Origin of the sequence: Speluncibacter jeojiensis (assembly GCF_029589495.1) — a bacterium.
GTDB lineage: Bacteria > Actinomycetota > Actinomycetes > Mycobacteriales > Mycobacteriaceae > Speluncibacter > Speluncibacter jeojiensis.
The window spans coordinates 1,073,039-1,092,854 of record NZ_JAAIVF010000001.1 but is presented as its reverse complement, the minus strand read 5'-3'; the positions used below and the strand labels follow the sequence as shown (position 1 = coordinate 1,092,854).

At 67.5% G+C, this 19,816-nt stretch carries 21 protein-coding genes; 9 read left to right on the top strand and 12 right to left on the bottom strand.

Annotated features, from left to right (window positions below):
- Nucleotides 1–35 precede the first annotated feature (35 nt).
- On the bottom strand, nt 36–1,640 hold the full coding sequence (locus G4X40_RS04760) for an MFS transporter (RefSeq protein ID WP_277830502.1): 1,605 nt from the start codon (nt 1,638–1,640) through the stop codon (nt 36–38).
- Between the two features lie 124 nt (nt 1,641–1,764).
- On the opposite strand from G4X40_RS04760, the gene G4X40_RS04755 reads away from it, so the two are divergent.
- Entirely contained in the window at nt 1,765–2,355 is a 591-nt protein-coding gene (locus G4X40_RS04755) for a TetR/AcrR family transcriptional regulator (RefSeq protein WP_277830501.1), read from the top strand.
- A gap of 303 nt (nt 2,356–2,658) precedes the next feature.
- Here G4X40_RS04755 and G4X40_RS04750 read toward each other — a convergent pair whose 3' ends face one another.
- Nucleotides 2,659–2,784 carry a hypothetical protein gene (locus tag G4X40_RS04750; RefSeq protein ID WP_277830500.1) on the bottom strand — a complete coding sequence of 42 codons (126 nt, stop codon included), beginning with the start codon at nt 2,782–2,784 and terminating at the stop codon, nt 2,659–2,661.
- A gap of 330 nt (nt 2,785–3,114) precedes the next feature.
- On the opposite strand from G4X40_RS04750, the gene G4X40_RS04745 reads away from it, so the two are divergent.
- Complete coding sequence (locus G4X40_RS04745) at nt 3,115–3,870, top strand: serine hydrolase family protein (RefSeq protein WP_277830499.1); 756 nt, start codon at nt 3,115–3,117, stop codon at nt 3,868–3,870.
- Nucleotides 3,871–3,875: 5 nt separating this feature from the next.
- Here the strand turns inward: G4X40_RS04745 and G4X40_RS04740 are convergent, their stop codons facing one another.
- The 3 genes from G4X40_RS04740 to G4X40_RS04730 all read right to left on the bottom strand — a co-directional run bounded on the left by G4X40_RS04740 (nt 3,876) and on the right by G4X40_RS04730 (nt 8,303).
- Nucleotides 3,876–5,396, bottom strand: a complete 1,521-nt coding sequence (locus G4X40_RS04740) for a sensor histidine kinase (protein ID WP_277830498.1) — start codon at nt 5,394–5,396, stop codon at nt 3,876–3,878.
- On the bottom strand, nt 5,374–6,078 hold the full coding sequence (locus G4X40_RS04735; RefSeq protein WP_277831285.1) for a response regulator transcription factor: 705 nt from the start codon (nt 6,076–6,078) through the stop codon (nt 5,374–5,376). Before G4X40_RS04735 ends, G4X40_RS04740 begins: the two co-directional genes overlap by 23 nt.
- Before the next feature lie 194 nt (nt 6,079–6,272).
- Nucleotides 6,273–8,303: an ArnT family glycosyltransferase gene (locus G4X40_RS04730; protein ID WP_408642114.1), complete on the bottom strand. Its 2,031-nt coding sequence runs from the start codon at nt 8,301–8,303 to the stop codon at nt 6,273–6,275.
- Nucleotides 8,304–8,415: 112 nt separating this feature from the next.
- On the opposite strand from G4X40_RS04730, the gene G4X40_RS04725 reads away from it, so the two are divergent.
- The 5 genes from G4X40_RS04725 to G4X40_RS04705 all read left to right on the top strand — a co-directional run bounded on the left by G4X40_RS04725 (nt 8,416) and on the right by G4X40_RS04705 (nt 10,447).
- Entirely contained in the window at nt 8,416–8,733 is a 318-nt protein-coding gene (locus G4X40_RS04725; RefSeq protein ID WP_277830497.1) for a hypothetical protein, read from the top strand.
- Between the two features lie 86 nt (nt 8,734–8,819).
- Nucleotides 8,820–8,954 (top strand): hypothetical protein, encoded by a 135-nt coding sequence (locus tag G4X40_RS04720; protein WP_277830495.1) that lies wholly within the window; start codon nt 8,820–8,822, stop codon nt 8,952–8,954.
- Nucleotides 8,955–9,163: 209 nt separating this feature from the next.
- Nucleotides 9,164–9,298 (top strand): hypothetical protein, encoded by a 135-nt coding sequence (locus G4X40_RS04715; protein ID WP_277830493.1) that lies wholly within the window; start codon nt 9,164–9,166, stop codon nt 9,296–9,298.
- 177 nt (nt 9,299–9,475) lie between these two features.
- Complete coding sequence (locus G4X40_RS04710; RefSeq protein WP_277830492.1) at nt 9,476–9,877, top strand: hypothetical protein; 402 nt, start codon at nt 9,476–9,478, stop codon at nt 9,875–9,877.
- Between the two features lie 171 nt (nt 9,878–10,048).
- Entirely contained in the window at nt 10,049–10,447 is a 399-nt protein-coding gene (locus tag G4X40_RS04705) for a YbhB/YbcL family Raf kinase inhibitor-like protein (RefSeq protein ID WP_277830491.1), read from the top strand.
- A 35-nt stretch (nt 10,448–10,482) separates the two neighbouring features.
- Here the strand turns inward: G4X40_RS04705 and G4X40_RS04700 are convergent, their stop codons facing one another.
- Nucleotides 10,483–11,403 carry a formylglycine-generating enzyme family protein gene (locus G4X40_RS04700; protein WP_408642136.1) on the bottom strand — a complete coding sequence of 307 codons (921 nt, stop codon included), beginning with the start codon at nt 11,401–11,403 and terminating at the stop codon, nt 10,483–10,485.
- 129 nt (nt 11,404–11,532) lie between these two features.
- Between G4X40_RS04700 and G4X40_RS04695 the strand changes: the two genes are divergently transcribed.
- On the top strand, nt 11,533–12,492 hold the full coding sequence (locus G4X40_RS04695) for an esterase/lipase family protein (RefSeq protein ID WP_277830488.1): 960 nt from the start codon (nt 11,533–11,535) through the stop codon (nt 12,490–12,492).
- A 174-nt stretch (nt 12,493–12,666) separates the two neighbouring features.
- Complete coding sequence (locus G4X40_RS04690; RefSeq protein WP_277830486.1) at nt 12,667–14,112, top strand: catalase; 1,446 nt, start codon at nt 12,667–12,669, stop codon at nt 14,110–14,112.
- 104 nt (nt 14,113–14,216) lie between these two features.
- Here the strand turns inward: G4X40_RS04690 and G4X40_RS04685 are convergent, their stop codons facing one another.
- From G4X40_RS04685 to G4X40_RS04660, 6 genes are all read right to left on the bottom strand, one after another.
- Nucleotides 14,217–15,302 carry a DUF1214 domain-containing protein gene (locus G4X40_RS04685; RefSeq protein WP_277830484.1) on the bottom strand — a complete coding sequence of 362 codons (1,086 nt, stop codon included), beginning with the start codon at nt 15,300–15,302 and terminating at the stop codon, nt 14,217–14,219.
- Between the two features lie 95 nt (nt 15,303–15,397).
- The gene (locus G4X40_RS04680) at nt 15,398–16,306 is read right to left on the bottom strand and encodes a sulfite exporter TauE/SafE family protein (RefSeq protein ID WP_277830483.1); all 909 of its coding nucleotides are present in this window, start codon (nt 16,304–16,306) and stop codon (nt 15,398–15,400) included.
- Between the two features lie 70 nt (nt 16,307–16,376).
- The gene (locus G4X40_RS04675) at nt 16,377–17,438 is read right to left on the bottom strand and encodes a DUF1214 domain-containing protein (protein ID WP_277830481.1); all 1,062 of its coding nucleotides are present in this window, start codon (nt 17,436–17,438) and stop codon (nt 16,377–16,379) included.
- A gap of 35 nt (nt 17,439–17,473) precedes the next feature.
- Complete coding sequence (locus G4X40_RS04670) at nt 17,474–18,619, bottom strand: sulfotransferase family protein (protein ID WP_277830479.1); 1,146 nt, start codon at nt 18,617–18,619, stop codon at nt 17,474–17,476.
- 22 nt (nt 18,620–18,641) lie between these two features.
- Nucleotides 18,642–19,424 carry an SDR family oxidoreductase gene (locus G4X40_RS04665; protein ID WP_277831281.1) on the bottom strand — a complete coding sequence of 261 codons (783 nt, stop codon included), beginning with the start codon at nt 19,422–19,424 and terminating at the stop codon, nt 18,642–18,644.
- Nucleotides 19,425–19,450: 26 nt separating this feature from the next.
- The gene (locus G4X40_RS04660; RefSeq protein ID WP_277830477.1) at nt 19,451–19,810 is read right to left on the bottom strand and encodes a nuclear transport factor 2 family protein; all 360 of its coding nucleotides are present in this window, start codon (nt 19,808–19,810) and stop codon (nt 19,451–19,453) included.
- Nucleotides 19,811–19,816: the final 6 nt, after the last annotated feature.

Here is a 19,816-nt window from a genome sequence, read left to right as displayed (position 1 = left end):
TCCGGCTGCCTCCCGGATTCGTCGCCCGGCCTCGATCATCCGAGGTGGACGGGCCCCTCCGCGGGGACGTCGGAGCGCTTGGCGCGCACCAGGACCAGCACCACCGGGCAGATGAGCGCGACCAGTACCGCAGCCCACGCGAAGGTGTGCACGTAGCCGGACACCTCGGTGGAGAAGAAGTAGTCCTTGAGCTGATCGAGGAAGTCGCGGAACGACTCCGGCAGCATCGACAGCTGCGCGGCCGAAGGGGGCTTCGCGGTTGCCAGGTCGGTCGGGATCATGCCGGTCGGGAAGCCGGCCGGCGGGGTCGGCATCGGATTCGCCGCGCGGAAGGCGTCTTTCGCGGCGACGTAGATGGTGGTGAACAGCGCGGTACCCAGCGCGCCGCCGATCTGGACCGTGGCGTTGGCCAGCGCGCTGGCGGCACCGGCATCGTGGTCGGCGACCCCGACGAGCGCGACGTTCTGCATCTGGACCATCAGCAGTCCCAGTCCGAACCCGAACAGCAGCAGTCCGGGCAGCACGCCGGTGACGTACGAGCTGTGGATGTCGAGTTGCGTCGTCCACAGCAGGCCCGCCGCGGCGATGACCGGGCCGGCCGCCATCAGCGGCTTCGGCCCGATCCGCGTGCCGAGCTGCGAGGACACCCCGGCCGCGATGACGATCGCGACCGTCATCGGCAGGAAGGACAGGCCCGAGACGACGGGGCTGAAGCCGAGCACGAGTTGTGTGTAGATCGTCAGGTAGAGCATGCCGCCCAGCAGTGCGGCGCCGACCAGGGCGGACCCGATGTAGGCGGCCCCGCGGTCGCGGTGCAGGGGAATGGCCAGCGGCAGAATCGGATTGGCGGAGCGTGCCTCGACCGCCACGAAGACCGCGAGCAGCACGAGTCCGGCGATGATGAAGCCGAGGGTCGAGGCGGTGGTCCAGCCGTGCTCGGCCTGCGCGAAGCCGTAGACCAGCGAGCCGAGGCCGAGCGTGATCAGCACCGCGCCGGGCAGGTCGTAGCTGGTGTCGCCGTGTGCGCGGGACTCCCTCATCACCGCGGCGGCTGCGGCGATGGCGAGGACCGCGACGGGCACGTTGACCAGCAGGCACCAGCGCCAGGTGAGGTACTCGGTGAGGATGCCGCCGAGCAGCAGGCCGATGGCGGCGCCACCACCGGAGATCGCGCCGAACACCGCAAACGCCTTGGCTCGTTCCTTCTCCTCGACGAACGTGGTCGTGACGATCGCCAGCGCGGCCGGGGCGAGCAGTGCGGCGAACACACCCTGACCGGCGCGGGCCGCGAACAGTTCGATGCCGTTCTGGGCGAGGCCGCCGATCCCGGAGGCGACGGCGAAGCCGGCCATCCCGACCATGAACGAGCGTTTGCGGCCCCAGTAGTCGGCGATCCGGCCGCCGAGCAGCAGCAACGCGCCGAAGGCCAGGGCGTACGCGGTGATGGCCCACTGCCGGTCGACGTCGCTGATGCCGAGGTCCTCCTGGGCCTGGGGCAGCGCGATGGTCACGATGGTGCCGTCGAGCACGACGGTCAACTGTGCGAGCGCGACGATGCACAGCACCAGCCAACGGCGGGCGTGATTGGGATTTGCAGGGCCCGCTTCAGGCTGGGCGGGGGCTGTCGTCTGAATCGCCATGTGTGTACTTCCCCGGATGTGATCGGTGAACGGTAAAAGGGTGAACTCGGTGTCACGGGCAAGTCAAACAAAACAGTTTGTTTGTGATGCAGGTCTCGTTGTCGCAAGGGGTTAGCCTGGCCCCATGCGCACCGACACCGCCAAGGCCGGCACCTCCCGGGGGGAGGCGACCCGGCGCCGCATCCTGACCGCGGCGCGGGACGAGTTCGCGGCATACGGCCTCGGCGGGGCGCGGATCGACCGGATCGCGTCGGAGGCACGGGCCAGCAAGGAGCGCATGTACGCCTACTTCGGCGACAAGCAGGCGCTGTTCGATGCCGTGCTCGAGGAGAGCCTGGACCGGTTCCTCGACGAGGTTCCGTTCGACGCGGAGGATGTGCCGGAGTACGCGATGCGACTGTTCGACCACTTCGTGTCCGAGCCGGAGATCCAGCGGATGCTGCTGTGGGGTCAGCTGCAGGGCGACGGTGAGCGTATGCACCGCCTCGGCGAGCGGGCGGCCGAGGCGCGCATCGAGGCCATCGGGGACGCGCAGGACCGGGGACTCATTGCGCCGCAATGGGAACCGCTCGACCTTGCCACCATGGTGTTCGCGGTCGTGATGGGCTGGGTGAGTGCGCCGGGCGCCGACTGCAACCTCGTCGAGGGGCAGTCCGAGCTGGCCCGTCGCCGCACGGTGGTCGGCGAGGCGGTGCGCCGGATCTGCGCGCCGTAGGGGTGAGTGCTGTGCCGTGGGGATCGATCTCGATCGAGGCGGTGGTCGCGGAACGCAAGTTGGCGTTGATGGCGGAGTTGGGGTGCGCCGGAACGCGCAGGTGACGGCGACGTCGACTACACGCCCAGAACCGCGCCGGGCTGATTCGTGCGGGGGGCCTGATGCGCCGCGTCGACCTGACACGGCGAGCGGGGGCCGCCCGACGCCGCGTCCATTGTGGCGCGCGTCGGGCAGTCCCCGTCAGGTTTTGTGCCGGCGGCCGGACGGCTCCCGGATGTGGTTGCCGTCGCCGCTCTACGGGTGTCAGTCAGAAGGGTTGCTGATCGCCGCGGAGGGTGAGCTGATGAGCGACGATCCTGCCGACGAACCGGCGTTGAACAGGGTGGCGATTGCGCCCAGGATGCCGTCGATGAACGTCGATCCGGTCATGGGTACTCCTTGGATCATCAGGTGCAGCCCGACTCTCGCGCTGACCTGACCGAGCAAACCATCGCGCTGCGAACTTCGAAAGACGATGTGGTGCATTCACATTGGCTTGGTACCGCAACCATAGCTTTCATAGGTTCGGGACGGGCAGACGAATGCCGCTCCGCCCCGGGGAACCCTTTGCGCGTCATGGGTGACCGCTTTGATGCAACTGTGCAGCAATCGAATCTGCAGCGCATTCACAGTCTCGTCGTGTTAGCTGAGGCGTGCTCGGCTGTCGGGTCGGCCGAACTTCATATCACACATGGACTAGGCCACCTGGAGGCTCGGCGAATGAACCGTTCAATCGTTCTCGGCACGACCGTCACCGCAGGTGCCCTGACTGCCCTGACCGTCTTCGCGGCCCCGGCCGGGGCCGCGCCCGCCCCCGCGCCGTCGGTGCCCCGCACGCTCGCTGCCGCGGTCTGCGGAGTCCCGACGCGGACCTCGATCACCTTCCAGTCCCCGATCCCCGGCCTGGAACTGGGCAGCGCCAACGAGCACGTGGCCCGGACGGGCCTGTCGATCGTCAAGCTGTACATCGCCGACTACGCACTGCGGCACGGTGACGGATCGGCTCAGGACCGCGCGCTCGCCGAACACATGATCCGGTACTCCGACGACAACGCCGCCGACCAGATGGCGGCAAAGTATCCCAATGCCATCAATGCAGAAGCCGCCGAATACGGACTGGCGGACACCAGCGAAGGCCCGACCTGGGGCACCTCCTGGACCAGCACCGCCGACGTGGCGAAGTTCCTCATGGACAAGGAGGAGACCGACCCGACGTCGCCGGTCCTCGGCTGGATGGCCACCGCCTCACCCGTCGCCGCCGATGGGACACAGCAGAACTGGGGAACCGTGCACCTGCCGGGCGTCATCGGGACGAAGTGGGGTTGGTCGTCGTTCGGTCCCAACCAGGTTGCCTCGGCCTCGTACGGTCCCGGCTTCACCGTCTCCGCGGAGACCGCCGGCCAACCCGGCGACGAGACGGCCGACGTCATGAGTGCGCTGCCGCGACTCTTGCTCGGCGGCGCCGGCAGTTGCTGAAGTCCTCAGGAAGTGGGGAGTTCCTGTACACCGGCAGGCTGCGCACACAGTGGGAGCCGCACGGTGAACGCTGTTCGCCCCGGAATGCTCTGCACGTCGATGGTGCCGTGATGCGCCTTGACCACCGCGTCGACGATCGACAGGCCGAGTCCGGTGCTGCCCGCCCTGCGTGAGCGCGAGCTGTCGCCGCGGGCGAACCGCTCGAAGATGTCCGGCAGCAGCGCCTCCGGGATCCCCGGTCCGTCGTCGGACACGGTCAGGACCGATGTGCCGCCCTCGCTGCGCAGCGCCGTGGTCACGCTCGTTCCCGGCCCGGTGTGATTGCGCGCGTTGGCAAGAAGATTCACCAGCACCTGCTGCAGCCGGGCGGGGTCGCCCAGGACGTACACCGGATCCTCCGGAAGTTCCAGGTTCCAATGATGATCCGGACCGGCCACGTGCGCGTCGCTGACCGTGTCGACGATCAGCGGACACAGGTCGACCGGCTCTGCCTCCAGCGGCCGACCGGAGTCCAGCCGGGCCAGCAGCAACAGGTCCTCGACCAGTGTGCTCATCCGATTCGATTCGGAGGCAACCCGGCTCATCGCGTGCGCGACCTCGTCGGGCACCTCACCGCCCGCCCGTTGGGCGAGTTCGGTGTAGCCGCGGATCGAGGTCAGCGGGGTACGCAGCTCGTGGCTCGCGTCGGCGACGAACTGGCGCACCCGGGTCTCGCTCGCCTGCCGCGATTTCAACGCGCGCGCAATGTGTTCGAGCATGCCGTTGATCGCGCCGCCCATCTGCCCGACCTCGGTGCGCGGGTTGGTGTCCATGTCCGGCACCCGCACCGGAAGACGCACCTCGCCCTCGTGCAGTGGCATGTCGGCGATCGCGCGTGCGGTGGTGGCGACCCGGTACAGCGGCTGCAGTGCGCGCCGGATGACCCACAGTCCGGCGACCGTCGCCAGCACCAGCGCGGCCGCGGCGACGACGACGAACGTCACCAGCACGCGCAGCAGCGTCGCGTTCACACTGGCCAGCGACAGACCGGTGATGATCTCGTGCCCCTCCCAGGTACGCATCGCGAGCACCCGGTACTGGCCGAGACCGTCGACGTCGAGCGTGTGGGGCCGGCCGTCGACCGGCAGCTCGGCCAACTGGCCCTTGGCCGTTGAGGTCAACGCGGCCCGCGCGCCGGTCTTCGTGAGCGTCCCGGCGTCGACGTTCCCGTCCGTGATGATCGCGGCGATGGTGCCCGGAGGCTGACCGGGCGCGTCGAGGAAGTCGGGTCCGGGACCGGGGTGCACCCAGCGGCCCGGGGGCGGCGGCGGCCTTTCGGCGATCATGGCCGACCGGTGACCGGCGTCGGTGAGCGAGGTGTCGAGCTGCCGAATCAGATACTGGCGCAACGCCAGCTGGGTCGTGATACCGACCGCGGTGCAGACGATCAGCAGCAGGGCCACCACGCCGATCACCAGCCGTGCCCGCAGCGACCACCGCCGCGGCGACCATCGGCGGGGCCGGTCAGCCGGCAGGCTTGAGGACATATCCGGCGCCGCGGACGGTGTGGATCATCGGTGCACGACCGCTGTCGATCTTCTTGCGAAGATACGAGATGTACAGCTCGACGACGTTGGAGCGCCCACCGAAGTCGTAGTCCCACACGCGGTCGAGGATCTGGGCCTTGGACAGCACGCGCCGCGGATTGCGCATCAGGTAGCGCAGCAGCGCGAACTCGGTGGACGTGAGCTCGATGTACTCCCCGGCCCGCGAGACCTCGTGGCTGTCTTCGTCGAGCATGAGGTCCCCGACGACGATCTGCGCGCCGTCGGTGTCCGCGCTGACACCGGTGCGGCGGAGCAGCGCGTGCATGCGCAGGACCACCTCCTCGAGGCTGAACGGCTTGGTCACGTAGTCGTCGCCGCCGGCGGTGAACCCCGCGATGCGGTCCTCGGTGGAGTCCATCGCCGTCAGCAGCAGCACCGGTACGCGCGACTCGAGTGAGCGCAGTCGCGCGAGCACGTCCAGCCCGCTCATGTCGGGCAGCATGACGTCCAGCACGACCGCATCGGGCCGGAACTCATGGGCGATGGAGATCGCTTCGGCGCCGTCCCCGGCCGTGCGGATCTGCCAGCCCTCGTAGCGCAGCGCCATCGAGACGAGCTCGGCCAGCGCCGGCTCGTCGTCGACGACCAGCACGCGGATCGGGGTGCCGTCGGGGCGCCGCAACACCGGACGGTTCGATGCGGCGGCGGCCGGCCCGGACGACGCGGCCGACGAGCGAAGTGGCGGGTTGGCGGTGGTCATGGATACACCATGCCTCGACGCACTGTGTCTTCCATGAGCTGTTCCTGTGTCCTGTCTGTGAACTGTGTAGATGGGTCCGACGGGGCCGATGTCGTCTTCGCGGTGCGGTCGGCCGCTCATCCGGCATATCCCGACAGGTTGTAGACGGTGGCCGAGCCGACCTGCTGAGCGGTGAAGTGAGCTGTGACCCAGTCGGTGATGTCGGCGTGCGAGTCGCCGCCCCACCCGCCCTGGGCTGCAGGGTGACCTGCCGCGGGCCGCTGGGATCCGTGCGGAGTTGCGCCGCGGTCGCCTCCGTTCTGCACGACGTAGTAGGTCACCTGGTGGTTCTTCACGTCCGCGATGAACTGGCTCAGTGTCGGGGTCGGATCGGAGCCGGTGAACCCGCCGATCGCCATCACTGCGGTACCGCTGCCCAGTTCGAGCTGTGCCGCCGCCGAGGACCGGTCGATGGCCGCCGACCAGCGGGTGGTCGCGGAGACGAGCATCTGGTCCAGTTCCGGGTTCGATGTGGACTGCCCGAACCCGCCATGGCCGCCGCCGAAGCCGCCCCGGGCGCTCGACACGGGACCGACGGTCGGTCCGCCGCCGCTGTGCGCCGTTCCGATCGTGGCGATCGAATAGGCGGCCGGACCGGCCAGGGAGGCGATGATGCCCGCTGCGATCGCGACCGTGGCCGCACGCCGGATCCGGTGCACGCGCGGAACCAGCAGCGCGGCCGCCGCGATCAGCGCGACCGCGACGATGACCCACCGCAGGGCGGGCATCCACTGCGCATTGCGGCCCAGGATGACCCAGCCCCACACGCCGGTGGTGGCGATCAGCGCGGCCAGGCCGATGCGGCCGAACGGCGCCTTGCGGCGGGTCCACATCTCGTGGATGCCGATGGCGAACATCCCGGCCACCGCCGGTGCGAGCGACAGGCAGTAGTACGGATGCACCATGCCGCTCATGTAACTGAGCACCAGGCCGTCGACGACGATCCAGCCGCCGAACACGATCGCCGCGCCGCGCACCAGATCGGTGCGGGGAGCGTGCCGTCGGGCGACCAGCACCAGCACCAACGCCAGCAGGGCGGCCGGGATCAGCCAGCCGATCTCGAAGCCGAACTCGCCGCTGAACAGGCGGGGAAGCCCGCTGACCTGGCCGCCGAATCCGCCGAAGCCGTGCCCGCCGGGACCGGCGTGGGCAGCGGCTTGATCCCTGGCCGCGCCGGCCCATGCGCCGTGGGCGCCGCCGGTTGCGCCGTGCGTCCCGCCGGGCGCTCCGTGTCCGCCGCCGTGGTTGCGGCCGAGCACGCGGGCGAAGCCGTTGTAGCCGAGGACGAGGTTCATGAAGTTGTTGTCGGTGGATCCGGCGAGGTAGGGGCGGGTGGCGGCGGGCCAGAGGAGGGTGATCAGGATGTACCAGCCGGAGGCGGCGGTGAGGGCGGCGGCGGCGCCGAGGAGGTGTAGGAGGCGTTTGCCGAGTGTGGTGGGGGCGACGATGAGGTAGGCGAGGCCGAGGGCGGGCAGGACCATGAGGCCTTCGAGCATTTTGGCGAGGAACGCGAGGCCGAGGGCGACGCCGGCGAGGGCGATCCATTTCGCGGAGGCTTTGGGTAGGGCGCGGAGGGTGGCGTAGGCGGCGGCGGTCATGGCCAGGACCATGACGGCGTCGGGGTTGTTGAAGCGGAACATCAGGGCGGCGACGGGGGTCAGGGCGAGGGCGGTGCCGGCGAGCAGGCCGGCTCCGCGTCCGGCGATGCGGGTGATGGCGCCGTAGAGGAGGGCGACGGCGGCGACGGCCATGAGTGCTTGGGGGATGAGCATGCTGGCGGAGGAGAAGCCGAAGATCTGGCCGGAGAGGCCCATGACCCATTGGGACAGGGGTGGTTTGTCGACGGTGATGAAGTTGCCGGTGTCGAGGGAGCCGAACAGGAGTGCTTCCCAGTTGGTGGAGCCGGCTTGGGCGGCGGCGGCGTAGAACTGGTTGCCCATGCCGTTGACGGTGATGTTCCACAGGTAGGTGACGGCGGTGCCGGCGAGGAGTAGGACCAGGCCGGCTCGTTCCCACCCACGCCGCGACAGGCCCAGGCGGCGCGGAGGCGGCGGATTCTGGTCGACCGGTGTGGGGATGTCTGCGACGGCCACGCTTGTCTGGTTCACGCCACCATTGACGCAGCTCCACTCATGAGCAAGCTATGAATCGTCTGCGTGTGCTCTGTATGCGCGGCGTGAGGGCGCTGGGCGGTCGGTGTGACGCCTGTTATGGGACACATTGAGCAGCAATGACTCTCATCATCACGACTCGGTTGCGCTGGTGGGTACGTACTTCGCGACGTTCATCCTCGCGGACGTCACTACCGCCAACAGTCTCGGGCTCGATGCGGCCCGGGTGCGGACGGAGTTGACGCACGACGGGAGTGTCGCCCGCATCCTCATTGCGAAGAACGTCGTGCTGGTCGCGGTCGTCGGAGTGTCGACCCTGCTGCTGACGGCGGTACTCACCGTGGTGATCCAGGAACCCGGCCGCCGCCCGGTTCGTCGCTCGGGCGGCGGGTGTTCCTGTGAAGTCTTTCTCGCTCATGTCAGTTGAATATGACTGTGCAGCAATTGCTTTCACTGCGATCATTCCGCTCGTAGCGTGTTGGATGTCAGATCGAATCGAGCAAGGAGCACATCATGTGGAACGACCCTTTCAACCACTTCCACCACGTCATCAACCAGCACGGCTGGGGCGGAACGGCTTTCCCGCCGGCGCAGCCGGCTCAGGCGCCGGGCCTCGGGTTCGGCTTCGGCAGTTCCGCGAGCGCCTGAGCGCCTGAGCGCCGGCGGCCTCAGCGTCGCGCCGTGCCCCCGGTGGCCGCTCGCGTGACCGGTGCCACAGCGGTGCCGCAGTGTGATGCTGTGAAGTCTTCGCGACAGTTATCAACGCAATATGACTGTGGCGCAGCAGCTTTCAAAGCGACTATTCCGTCGCTACTTTCGAATACGTCAGATCGAATCACTCGAAGGAGCAATCAGATATGTGGAACGACCCGTTCAACCACTTCCACCGCATGTTCGACCACCACGGATTCGGCGGCCCCGTCTACGCCCCCGCCCCGCCGGCTCCGGCCCCGGGCTTCGGCTTCAACCTCGGCAGTTCGGCGAGCGCCTGAGCGTCGAACAGCCCCGTTCTGGTGGTCTACTGCCAGGTCGGTGACAGTCCACACCTAGCTACCGGGCGTGGAATCAGGTGGTACCGACGATCGACCAGCCCATGGCGATGGGTCCGGCGAATCGCCGGCCCGTCGATGCCGGCGGACGCGCGCCGCCGGCAGAGAGGAAGGCTCGAGATGAGGAAGATTTCCGGCATACGGCGCCCCCGGCGCCTCAGTGCGAAGATCGCGGTCGCTTCGGCGCTCGCCGCGGCGCCCATGCTGGCGTTCGCCGCACCGGCGTTCGCCGCAACGGTTCCCGGCACGGTCCAGGCGGACCAGAACTGGCAGGGTATCCAGAACCACCAGAACGATCGCGACCATCACGGCGATCACCAGGGCAACCAGGGTCCGTGGCAGGGCCCGCAGAACAATGGCCCGGCGCAGTGGTGGCAGAACAACCAGGGCGCGCCGTGGCAGAACAACCAGGGCGCGCCGTGGCAGAACAACCAGGGCGCGCCGTGGCAGAACCTGCTCCCGCCGAATCTGCAGCAGCCGTCCACAGGCAATCCGCTCAGCGGGCTGTTCGGCAGCAGTTAGACCGACCGACCCCGGCCAGGTGCACGACCTCGCGTCCTGCACCTGGCCGGGGTCGTTTTCGGGCGGGCCCGAACTCTTCCACGGCGTTGACTCGGCGCGCGTCGTGTACTGCAATGAGTGGGTGATTGCGGCGCGTGCAGTTGCGCCGGCCGTCGAGCGTTGACGGACAGAATGTTTCGTCAGTTGTCCTGGTCGGGTGCGCCCGCCGGTACCGCGGGCTCCGCGGTGAGCGTTTTCGACCGCGACGCCGGCAACGGTCGCGGGTACTGGCATTGGGCGGTCGTGGACATTCCCGCTTCCGTGACCGGACTGCGCTCCGGCGCAGGGGCGCCCGATGGTACGGCGCTACCTCCGGGTGCTCGGCAGCTGCGGGGGAGCAGCGGGGTGGCGGGCAATGTGGGTGCGGCGCCGCCGGCGGGCGCCGGCACGCACCACCACGTCATCACCGTCAGCGCGCTGGATCGGCCGGTGCTTCCGGTCCCGGCGTCGGCTGACGCGGGCGACGTCGAGTCGATCATCCAACAGCACACCGTCGCCCGTGGTGCGATCGTCCCGGTGGCGACGCGCTGACGCTCGCGGTCGTCGATCGGCGTCCGAGCAGGGGATCAGGACCGGTCCCGCACCACGCACCGGAATCCGATGTGACACGTCGAGGTCTCCTCGGTCTCACCCTGGCGTGCGGCCGGACGGTAGCGCAGGCAGTAGTTCGGCGCGCACAGGTGCGAACCGCCCTTGATCACCCGCCGCGGGCGGGGCTCACCCTCGACCACCGACGCGGTCGTCACCCGCGGATTGCGGGGGATACAGCAGGAGTGCGCGGGGGCGATGTTCTTGCCACTGGTGCTGTGGTCGCCGGTGTGGAAGTCGCTCGTCCACTCCCACACGTTGCCGGCCATGTCGTACAGGCCGTATCCGTTGGGCGGAAACTTGCCGACCGGTGCGGTGCCCTCATACCCGTCCAAAGCGAGGTTCTGCCAGGGGAACTCGCCCTGCCAGACGTTGGCGAGGGGGCGTTTGCCCGGGGGCGAGTCGTGATCGCCCCACACGTAGGCCTTGCGGTCGAGCCCGCCGCGGGCGGCGAACTCCCATTCGGCCTCGGTCGCCAGGTCCTTGCCCGCCCACCGGGCATAGGCCAGGGCGTCCGAATAGGACACCTGGGTGACCGGATGATGTTCGCGCCCACCGACATTGCTGTCGGGGCCCTCGGGGTGCCGCCAGTCGGCCCCGGGCACGAACGACCACCACCGGGTGTAGTCGTCGAGCGGGACCCGCCCCGGCGGCGGGGTGAACACCAACGATCCCGGCACCAGCAGCGCCGGATCTGCGCCCGGATAGTCGGCGGGATCGGGCGCGGTCTCCGCGGTGCTGACGTGGCCGGTGTCCTTCACGAACCGGCGGAACTGCGCGACCGTCACCTGGTGGGTGTCGATCCAGAACCCGTCCACGCCCACCTGGTGCACCGGGCGCTCCTCCGGGTAGAAGTCCTCGGACCCCATCCAGAAGGTGTCCCCGTCGATCCGGGTCATGCCCTTGGTGAGGGTGCGGGTGTCGGTCGTCATGCGACCGAGCTTGCCATGCGCCGAACGGTCCCGCGAGACGCGCGTCACTGCTACCTTGGCACCCGTTCAAAACGCACATGTGAGCGCGGGGGATTCATGAGAAGGTCACTGGCCGCCGTCGTCGTGGCCATCGCATCGGCGATGGTCGCACTGATCGCATCGACCGGGGCGGCCGCTGCGCCGCTGCCGGTTCCGCACAACTTCTATGACGGCATCGGGGCGGAGGCCGCCGATCCGGGCGGCTCTCTGCCGGGGTCGAACGACTGGTCCTGCAAGCCGACCGCCGAGCATCCGCAGCCGGTCGTGTTGGTGCACGGGCTGCTCGCCAACCGGCAGAGCAACTGGACCACCTATGTCCCGCTGCTGAAGAACGAGGGGTACTGCGTCTACTCGATCACCTGGGGCACGCTGCCCGGCCTGTCCTGGCCGCTGAGCACCATGGGCGCACTCACGCCGATGGAGGTGGGCGCGCAGCAGCTGTCGGTGTTCGTCGACCGGGTCCTGGCCTCCACCGGCGCCGACAAGGTCGACATCGTCTCGCATTCGACCGGCACGCTGATGCCCGACTACTACGTCAAGTTCCTGGGCGGGGCGCCCAAGGTCGACAAGTACGTCGCGCTCACGCCGCTGTGGCGCGGCAACCACGCGGCGTTCGCGGCCGAGAGTGTGGAGATCACCAAGCGGTTCGGCCTGACCCAGATGCAGCAGCAGACGTTCGGCAAGGTCTGTGCCTCCTGCCTGGAGATGGCCGCGGGCAGCGACTACATCGCCAAGATCAACGAAGGCGGCTCGCCGTACGTGCCGGGCGTGACCTACACGAACATCGCCACCAAGTACGACGAGCTCGTGGTTCCCTACACCGCGGGCTTGGTGCCCGGACCGAACGTCACCAACATCGTCGTCCAGGACCACTGCCCGACCGACTACTCCGAGCACGCCGCGATGGGTGCGTCCCCGGTCGCTGCCGGCTACGTCCTCAACGCGCTCGACCCGCAGCACCCGCGGCCGGTGCCGTGCATGGTGGTCTCGCCGTTCACCGGGACGCCGATCGGCTGACACCCCGCGAACTTCAGTTGAACAACTCAATATCTTGATTCAATCCAGAATGTGTGGTGTTCTGGGTGGGCCACGGCGATCGACTGCACCCGATGGGTATCCGGTGCAGGATGGTCAAGGCGGCCAAGGCCGACCCGGAACTTCCTCGTCAGGCACTACGGAAGGGATCGATTCATGAGTCAGGACGACAAGCTCACCACCGTCGCCGGCGCGCCGGTGCCGGACAACCAAAATGTCGAGACCGCGGGCCCGCGTGGGCCGATGCTGCTGCAGGACGTCTGGTTCCTCGAGAAGCTCGCGCACTTCGATCGTGAAGTGATCCCGGAGCGGCGCATGCACGCCAAGGGATCCGGCGCGTTCGGTACGTTCACGGTCACGAACGACATCACCCGTTACACCAAGGCGAAGATCTTCTCGGAGGTCGGCAAGAAGACCGAGATGTTCGCGCGGTTCTCCACCGTGGCCGGCGAGCGCGGTGCGGCGGACGCCGAACGTGACATCCGCGGCTTCGCGGTGAAGTTCTACACCGAAGAGGGCAACTGGGACCTCGTCGGCAACAACACGCCGGTGTTCTTCTTCCGCGATCCGCTCAAGTTCCCGGACCTCAACCACGCGGTCAAGCGCGATCCGCGCACGAACATGCGCAGCGCCACCAGCAACTGGGACTTCTGGTCCTCGCTGCCCGAGGCCTTGCACCAGGTCACCATCGTGATGAGCGACCGGGGGCTGCCCGACGGCTATCGGCACATGCACGGATTCGGTTCGCACACCTTCAGTTTCGTCAACGCCGAGGGTGAGCGATTCTGGGTCAAGTTCCACCACGTGTGCCAACAGGGCATCAAGAACCTCACCGACGCCGAGGCGGCCGCGGTCGTCGCGGACGACAGGGAGAGTTCGCAGCGCGACCTGTTCGAGGCCATCGAGCGTGGCGACTTCCCGAAGTGGAAGCTGTGCGTGCAGGTCATGCCCGAGGCCGACGCCGCGAAGGTGCCCTACCACCCGTTCGACCTGACCAAGGTGTGGCCGAAGGGCGACTACCCGCTGATCGAGGTCGGCGAGTGGGAACTCAACCGCAACCCCGACAACTACTTCGCCGATGTGGAGCAGGCCGCGTTCACCCCGGCGAATGTCGTTCCGGGAATCGGCTTCTCGCCGGACAAGATGCTGCAGGGCCGGTTGTTCTCCTACGGTGACGCGCAGCGGTACCGCCTCGGTGTGAACCATCACCAGATCCCGGTCAACGCCCCCCGCTGTCCGGTCAACAGCTTCCACCGCGACGGCGCAATGCGTGTCGACGGCAATGCCGGGGCCACCCTCGCCTACGAGCCGAACAGCTACGGCAAGTGGGCCGAGCAGTCGGCCTACCGGGATCCGGCCTTGGCGCTCTCGGGTGCGGCCGACCGCTGGGACGCCCGCGCCGACGACGACAACTACTACGAACAGCCCGGCAACTTGTTCCGCCTGATGTCGCCGGAGCAGCAGCAGGCACTGTTCGACAACACCGCGCGCAACCTCGCCGGGGTGCCGAAGGAGATCCAGCAGCGGCACATCGACCACTGCGCGAAGGCGGACCCCGCGTACGGCGCAGGGGTGGCGAAGGCTATCGAGGCGCTGGGATAGGTCACTCGCGCAACGGTTTTCGATGCACACGAGCCGCCGACCGGTCCATCCGGTCGGCGGCTCGTATCGATTCGATTCGCTTCGAGTTCCTGCGGCGAGGGTCGCTACAGCTTGACCACTTTGCAGGACGGCAGCGGGTGGTTGTCCGCCCCGACCCAGCGCATGAGTGCGGTGCCCTCGTCGTGGAAGGCGGTGGAGATCCAGTTGCCGAAGCCGGGGTCCTTGGCGGCGACGACGATCGTCAGGGTGCCGTCGTCGTTGAGCTCGGCGGTGTGGTTGTTGATGTAGGTGTTCATCCGGTCGTGGTCCAGCGATTCCATCCACCAGTTCTGCAGCACGAAGTTCCAGTATTCGCAGTCGGGCACCTCTGTTTCGATGACCCATGCCTCGTCTTCGGCGAGCTTCCAGTAGCCGTGCAGGTAGAAGATGGTCGGGTCGCCGCCGGCGTTCTGGAAGTGGTCCTGGCCCCAGTCGGGCAGCTCATTGGGCCGCGTCATGAACATCTTCGTCCATTTCGCGAAGGTTGCCGCGGTGCCCTTCACGAAGGCGGTGGTCAGCTTCAGCTGCCGCGCGAAGGCATCGGTGTCGATCGGGGCGGGCTGGGGTGCTTCGTCGATGAGTTCGATCCGGACCTGGGCAGGGATCTCGGTGCTGCGATCCTGGAACGACTGACGGCCGACGAGACCGTTGGTGTCGGCGGCGAGGGGGAGCCAGGCTCCTTCCGCGGGCCGATCCACGCTGGCGATGAAACTGAAGTTGCCGTCCGCGTCGACAGGGATCTCGTCGGTCGAGATTTCGCCGGTCGAGGCCATCGTGCCGTCGAGGTGGTAGCGGCTGGCCTTGGAACCGAACGTGATCAACGGCACGGTGCCTCGGCTACCGCTGATCCGGTAGCGGTGCTTGCCGGAGATTCGCGCGCTCATGTAAATGTTGTCGGGGTTGTCTGCGCCGATCTTGCACTTGACGTTGGGGTCGAGTGCGTAGGTGAATTCCGGGTACATCGGGTCGGAGTACTCGATGTTGTTCAGGGACGAGTAGCGCAGCAGCCGGAGCAGGTAACGGACGCCTTCGTCCTGGGTCAGTGTGTCCTGCGGAGCGGCGGCATCGATCAGCCCCTGGCCGGCCTCACGCAGACGATCGCAGAACTCGTTCCACACCTTGCTGGTGGTCGGCTCGTTGTCGGTGGTCATCTCGGTTCTCCTTCTTGTCGATTACTGTGCGCATTGCGACCGACGAACGGGCGTGGTCGTGGGCGGAATCCGCATCACTTCTCCGCTGAGAATCTCTACTTGTGAAGCACTTCCACGTCTCGCGCCCGCTCTGGCACGGCGACTCGCGGCCTGGAGCGTCGCCAGGCAACAGAGAGCAGAGCCGCCGAAACGCAGACGATCAGCGCATAGGCAAAGCCCGCGATGGCGGCTGGAACGCAGTAGACCGCGAAGAGCTTTTGTGCATTGGTCGCGATGATCACTCCGCCGGCCACGGTGCCCAGTGTCACCGTCGAGACTCGGCTGACCAGCCATGCTGCGATCGGGGCAGCGATCACGCCTCCCACCGAGAGTCCGATCGCCACCGGCAGGTTGTTCCAGAACCCGCGACCCTGATTGAGCATGAATCCGGCGCTGGCCGACACCGCGACCAGAAACTTGGAGGTGTTGACCGAGCCGACGACAGTGCGAGGGTCGACCTTTCCGCACGACAGCAGCGTGCTGGTCGCCACCGGACCCCATCCTCCGCCGCCGGTGGCGTCGAGCAGGCCGCCGAACAACCCGAGCGGGGTGAGCAGCGCCACGGAATGTGACGAGCCCGATGGTGTCCGGGCTTCTGCGGGTCGCAGCGAGGACTTCAGCAGCACATAGATTCCGACGGCGATCAGGGCAGTGGCGGTCACCGGAATTGCCGACTCGGTCGACAGTCTCGACAACGCGCCCGCGCCGAGGACGGCCCCGATCGCGCCGGGCACCCCGAGTTTGAGGACAAGGCCGCAGTCGATGGTGCGAAAGCGCCAGTGCGCGATACCGGATGCCAGCGAAGTCCCGATCTCGGCCAGATGCACGGTGGCGCTGGCATGTGCCGGGCCGACGCCGCTGAGCATCAGCAGTGTTGTCGCAGTGACGCCGAACGCCATGCCGAGAACGCCGCCGACCAACTGGGCGCCCGCACCCACGAGGGCGAAGATCAGCAAGTTGACCACAGAGGGCTCCGGCTTCGAGACGTTGATCAGGATTGGCGCGGCGGCGTCCGGGCGGCGCGGGGCGTTTGCCTTAGATCTTCACGATCTTCGACGTCGGAATCGGGTGCGAGTCCGCCTTGATCCAGCGCATCGCCCACGTCCCCTCCGCGTGCGAATCGGTGTCGATCCAGTTGCCGTAGCCGGGATCCTTGGCCGCCACCACGATCGTCAGGGTGCCGTCGTCGTTGAGCTTCGCGGTGTGGTTGTTGATGTAAATGTTCGTCCGGTTGTAGTCGAGCGATTCCACCCAGAAGTTCTGCAGCACGAAGTTGAAGTACTCGCAGTTCGGGACCTCGGTCTCGATGACCCACGCCTCGTCCTCGGCGAGCTTCCAGTAGCCGTGGAGGTAGAAGATCGTCGGATCGCCGCCCGCCTTCTGGAACTGCTCCTGCCCGCGGTCGAAGATCTCGTTGGGCTGCGGCATGAAGTCGCGCGACCACTCGAGGAACGTGGCCGCCGAGCCCTTCAGCATGCCGATCGAGCGGTCGAGCCGCTGCCCCATCTCGTCCTCGGTCAGCGCAACGAACTCGCCGTCGGGATCGAGGCATTCGATGGACAGCTCGCCGGGCACCTCGGCACGGCGGTCCCCGTAGGTCTGCCGCACGGAGATGAGGTTGCTGTCCGGCGCCAGTGGCAGCCACGCCCCGTCGGCGGGCTCGTCGACGCTCGCGATGAACTGGAAGCGGCCGTTCTCGTCGACCTCGACGTCGTGGATGTGCAGGTCGCCGGTCTGCAGCATGGTGCCGTCGATGTGGTAGCGGTTGACGCGGGAGCCGAAGGTGATCAACGGGATCGTGCCCCGGGTTCCGGTGATCCGGTACGTGAACTTCCCGGAGATGTTGGCGCGCATGTAGATGTTGTCCGGGTTGTCGGCGCCGATCTTCGTCATCATGTTCGGGTTGGGCGCCGAGGTGAACTGCGGCCACCGCGGATCGGTGTACTCGACGCAGTTGATCGTCGCGTAGCGCAGCAGCCGGCTCAGGTACCGGACGCCCTCGGCCTGCGTCAGCGAGTCCTGGGGGACGATGTCGTCCTCGAGGATCTTCCCGACCTCGAGCAGGTCGGTGCAGAACTTCTCCCACGTTGCGCTCATTTGAGTATCCCTGTTCTGGTTGGTGTTTCGAGTGCTCAGACGGTGGCGGCGAACTTCGCATCCACCTCGGCGGTGGTCACCCCGAAGTCCTCGAGCGCATAGGTGTGCGACGGACGGCGATGGTCGGCGAGGCTGGCCTGGTGTGACACCTCCACCGCGGTGCGAGCCGCGTCCGTGAAGGGCATGTCGAACTTCGAATAGATCTGCTCGACGGTGCCGACCGCATCGGAGATGAAGTCCTGGTAGTCGACGTCGATGAACTGATCCGGGTTGTTACGGGCACGGGCCGCGTTGAACTGCGCATTGCCCCGCGACCAGAGATCGAGCTGGGTGCGCCCGATCGCTTCGCGGTCGAATGCCTTCGACATGCCGTGTCCGCCCTGCTCCACAAGGCTGAAGGTGGACGCCATCGACGTCTGCGGATCGCGGAACGTCCGGACGAACAGGGCGTCGGGGAAGACCGTCATGATCTCGTCGATCGCAAAAACGTGGCTGGGGCTCTTGAGCACCCACCGCCGAGCCGGATCGTTCAGTCCGATCAGCTGCAGGTTCTTCTTGTACCGCGCATAGGTGTCGGTCCAGTCCTGCTCCGCCAGCCACCGAGAGTAGCTCGGGAGGTACGCGACGGTCTCGAACGCGGTCGAGAGCATCGTCTGCTGCAGCAGGCGCCAGCATTCCTCGACCTCCTCCGATCCCATGAAGTGCACCTTCATCAGGTTCGCCTCGTCGCGCTGACGGGCTCGGTAGAAGGCGTCAGAGCGCACGAAATCCTTGTTCTCCGACCACTTGTCGCGAGCGGGACGCGGCTGCGGGGTCTCGGCGAGCCACATCTCGGCACCCTGATGTGCCGGGTCGGCGCCGAGCAGCCGGTGCAGCGCGGTGCTACCGGTCCGGGTCAATCCGACCACGAAGATCGGACGTTCGATCGGAACGTCCACATGCTCAGGGTATTTCGCGAACCCGGCCTCGCTCGCCAGGCGCCCCGCGAGCGCTCCGATGATCATCTTGCGGGCGATCACCTTCCCCTGGGGGGTGAGGTCGGCCTCCTGCTCGAACGACTCGAGCAGCACCCGCAGCCCCTCGAGATAGTCGTCACTGCCGAAGTCGTCGTACCCGCTGCGTTTGCGCGCGGCCTGGTGCAGGTCCTCGAGGGAACCGATGCCGTCGTAATCGTGTGTCATCCGTTGTCCTTGTGAGAGTGGATCAGTGGTGCGCGTGACCGCAGTTGACGTCCAGGCACTGCCCGGTGATCGCGCGAGCGAGGTCGGAGGCGAGGAACAGCACCGCGTTCGCGATGTCGTCGGGTTCGGGCAGTCGACGCAGATCGGTGCCGGCCGCGATCTCGGCGTAGACCTCGGACGGGTCGACGCCGCGCTGCGCGGCCTGCTTCTCGACCATCCGTTTGACACGCTCGGCCCAGATATACCCAGGTGCAACCGAATTCACCCGTACTCCCATCGGTCCCATCTCGACCGAGAGGCTGCGGGCGAGGGCGAGCAGCCCGGCCTTCATCATCCGGTAGGCCCCGAAGTGCGGCAGCTGGTTCCGCAACACCATCGAGTTGATCATCACGACCGACCCTTGCGACCGTTCCAGCGCCGGCGCGAGTTTCCGGGTGAGGTTGAGCGACGCCAGCAGGTTGATGTCGAAGCCCTGCCGGACCGTCTCGACCTCGGCGTCGAGCAGCCGCTCGAGCGGTGGCTGCACAAACGCGTTGTGCACCACCGTGTCCACCGTCCCGAACTCGGCCAGCGCCGACTCGACGAGATGGGCCACCGACGCGTCGTCGGTCAGGTCGGTCGGCACCGACAGTGCGGTACCGCCCAGCGCCTTGATCTCCTCGGCGACCTCCGTCAGTCGCGACTCGGTCCGCGCAGCCAGGACGACCCTGGCACCGGCCAACGCGCCGCGGACGGCCACCGAGCGCCCCAGCCCCGTTCCGACCCCGGAGACGACCACGACCTTCCCGTCGAGCAGCGCCGGCATCACCGGCGCTGCTCGGAGGCCCGCCGTCACGCCTGTGCCTGGGGGTCCAGGACGACGCTGAGCGAGACGATCTTGCCGTCCTCGTCGAACTCGAACAGGTCGGTGGACAGGAAGTCGGGCACGCCCTCGAGCTGCACACGGAGCTGCATCGCCGCGAACCGCCCGGTGACGGTGATCGGCGAGTACCGGCTCACCGTGAACGCCACCTTCGCATTCTCGGTGTCGAACCCGCGGATCTCGTCGATGCCGCGGTAGGTCCGCACACCGAGCGGCTCGTGCTGCACCGCGTCGTCCGCGAACAGCGACACCAGTTGATCCACATCGTGGTTTCCGAGGTGCTTCACGTACGACTCCAGCGCCGAACAGATTTCGTCTCGAGTGGGCAAGAAACG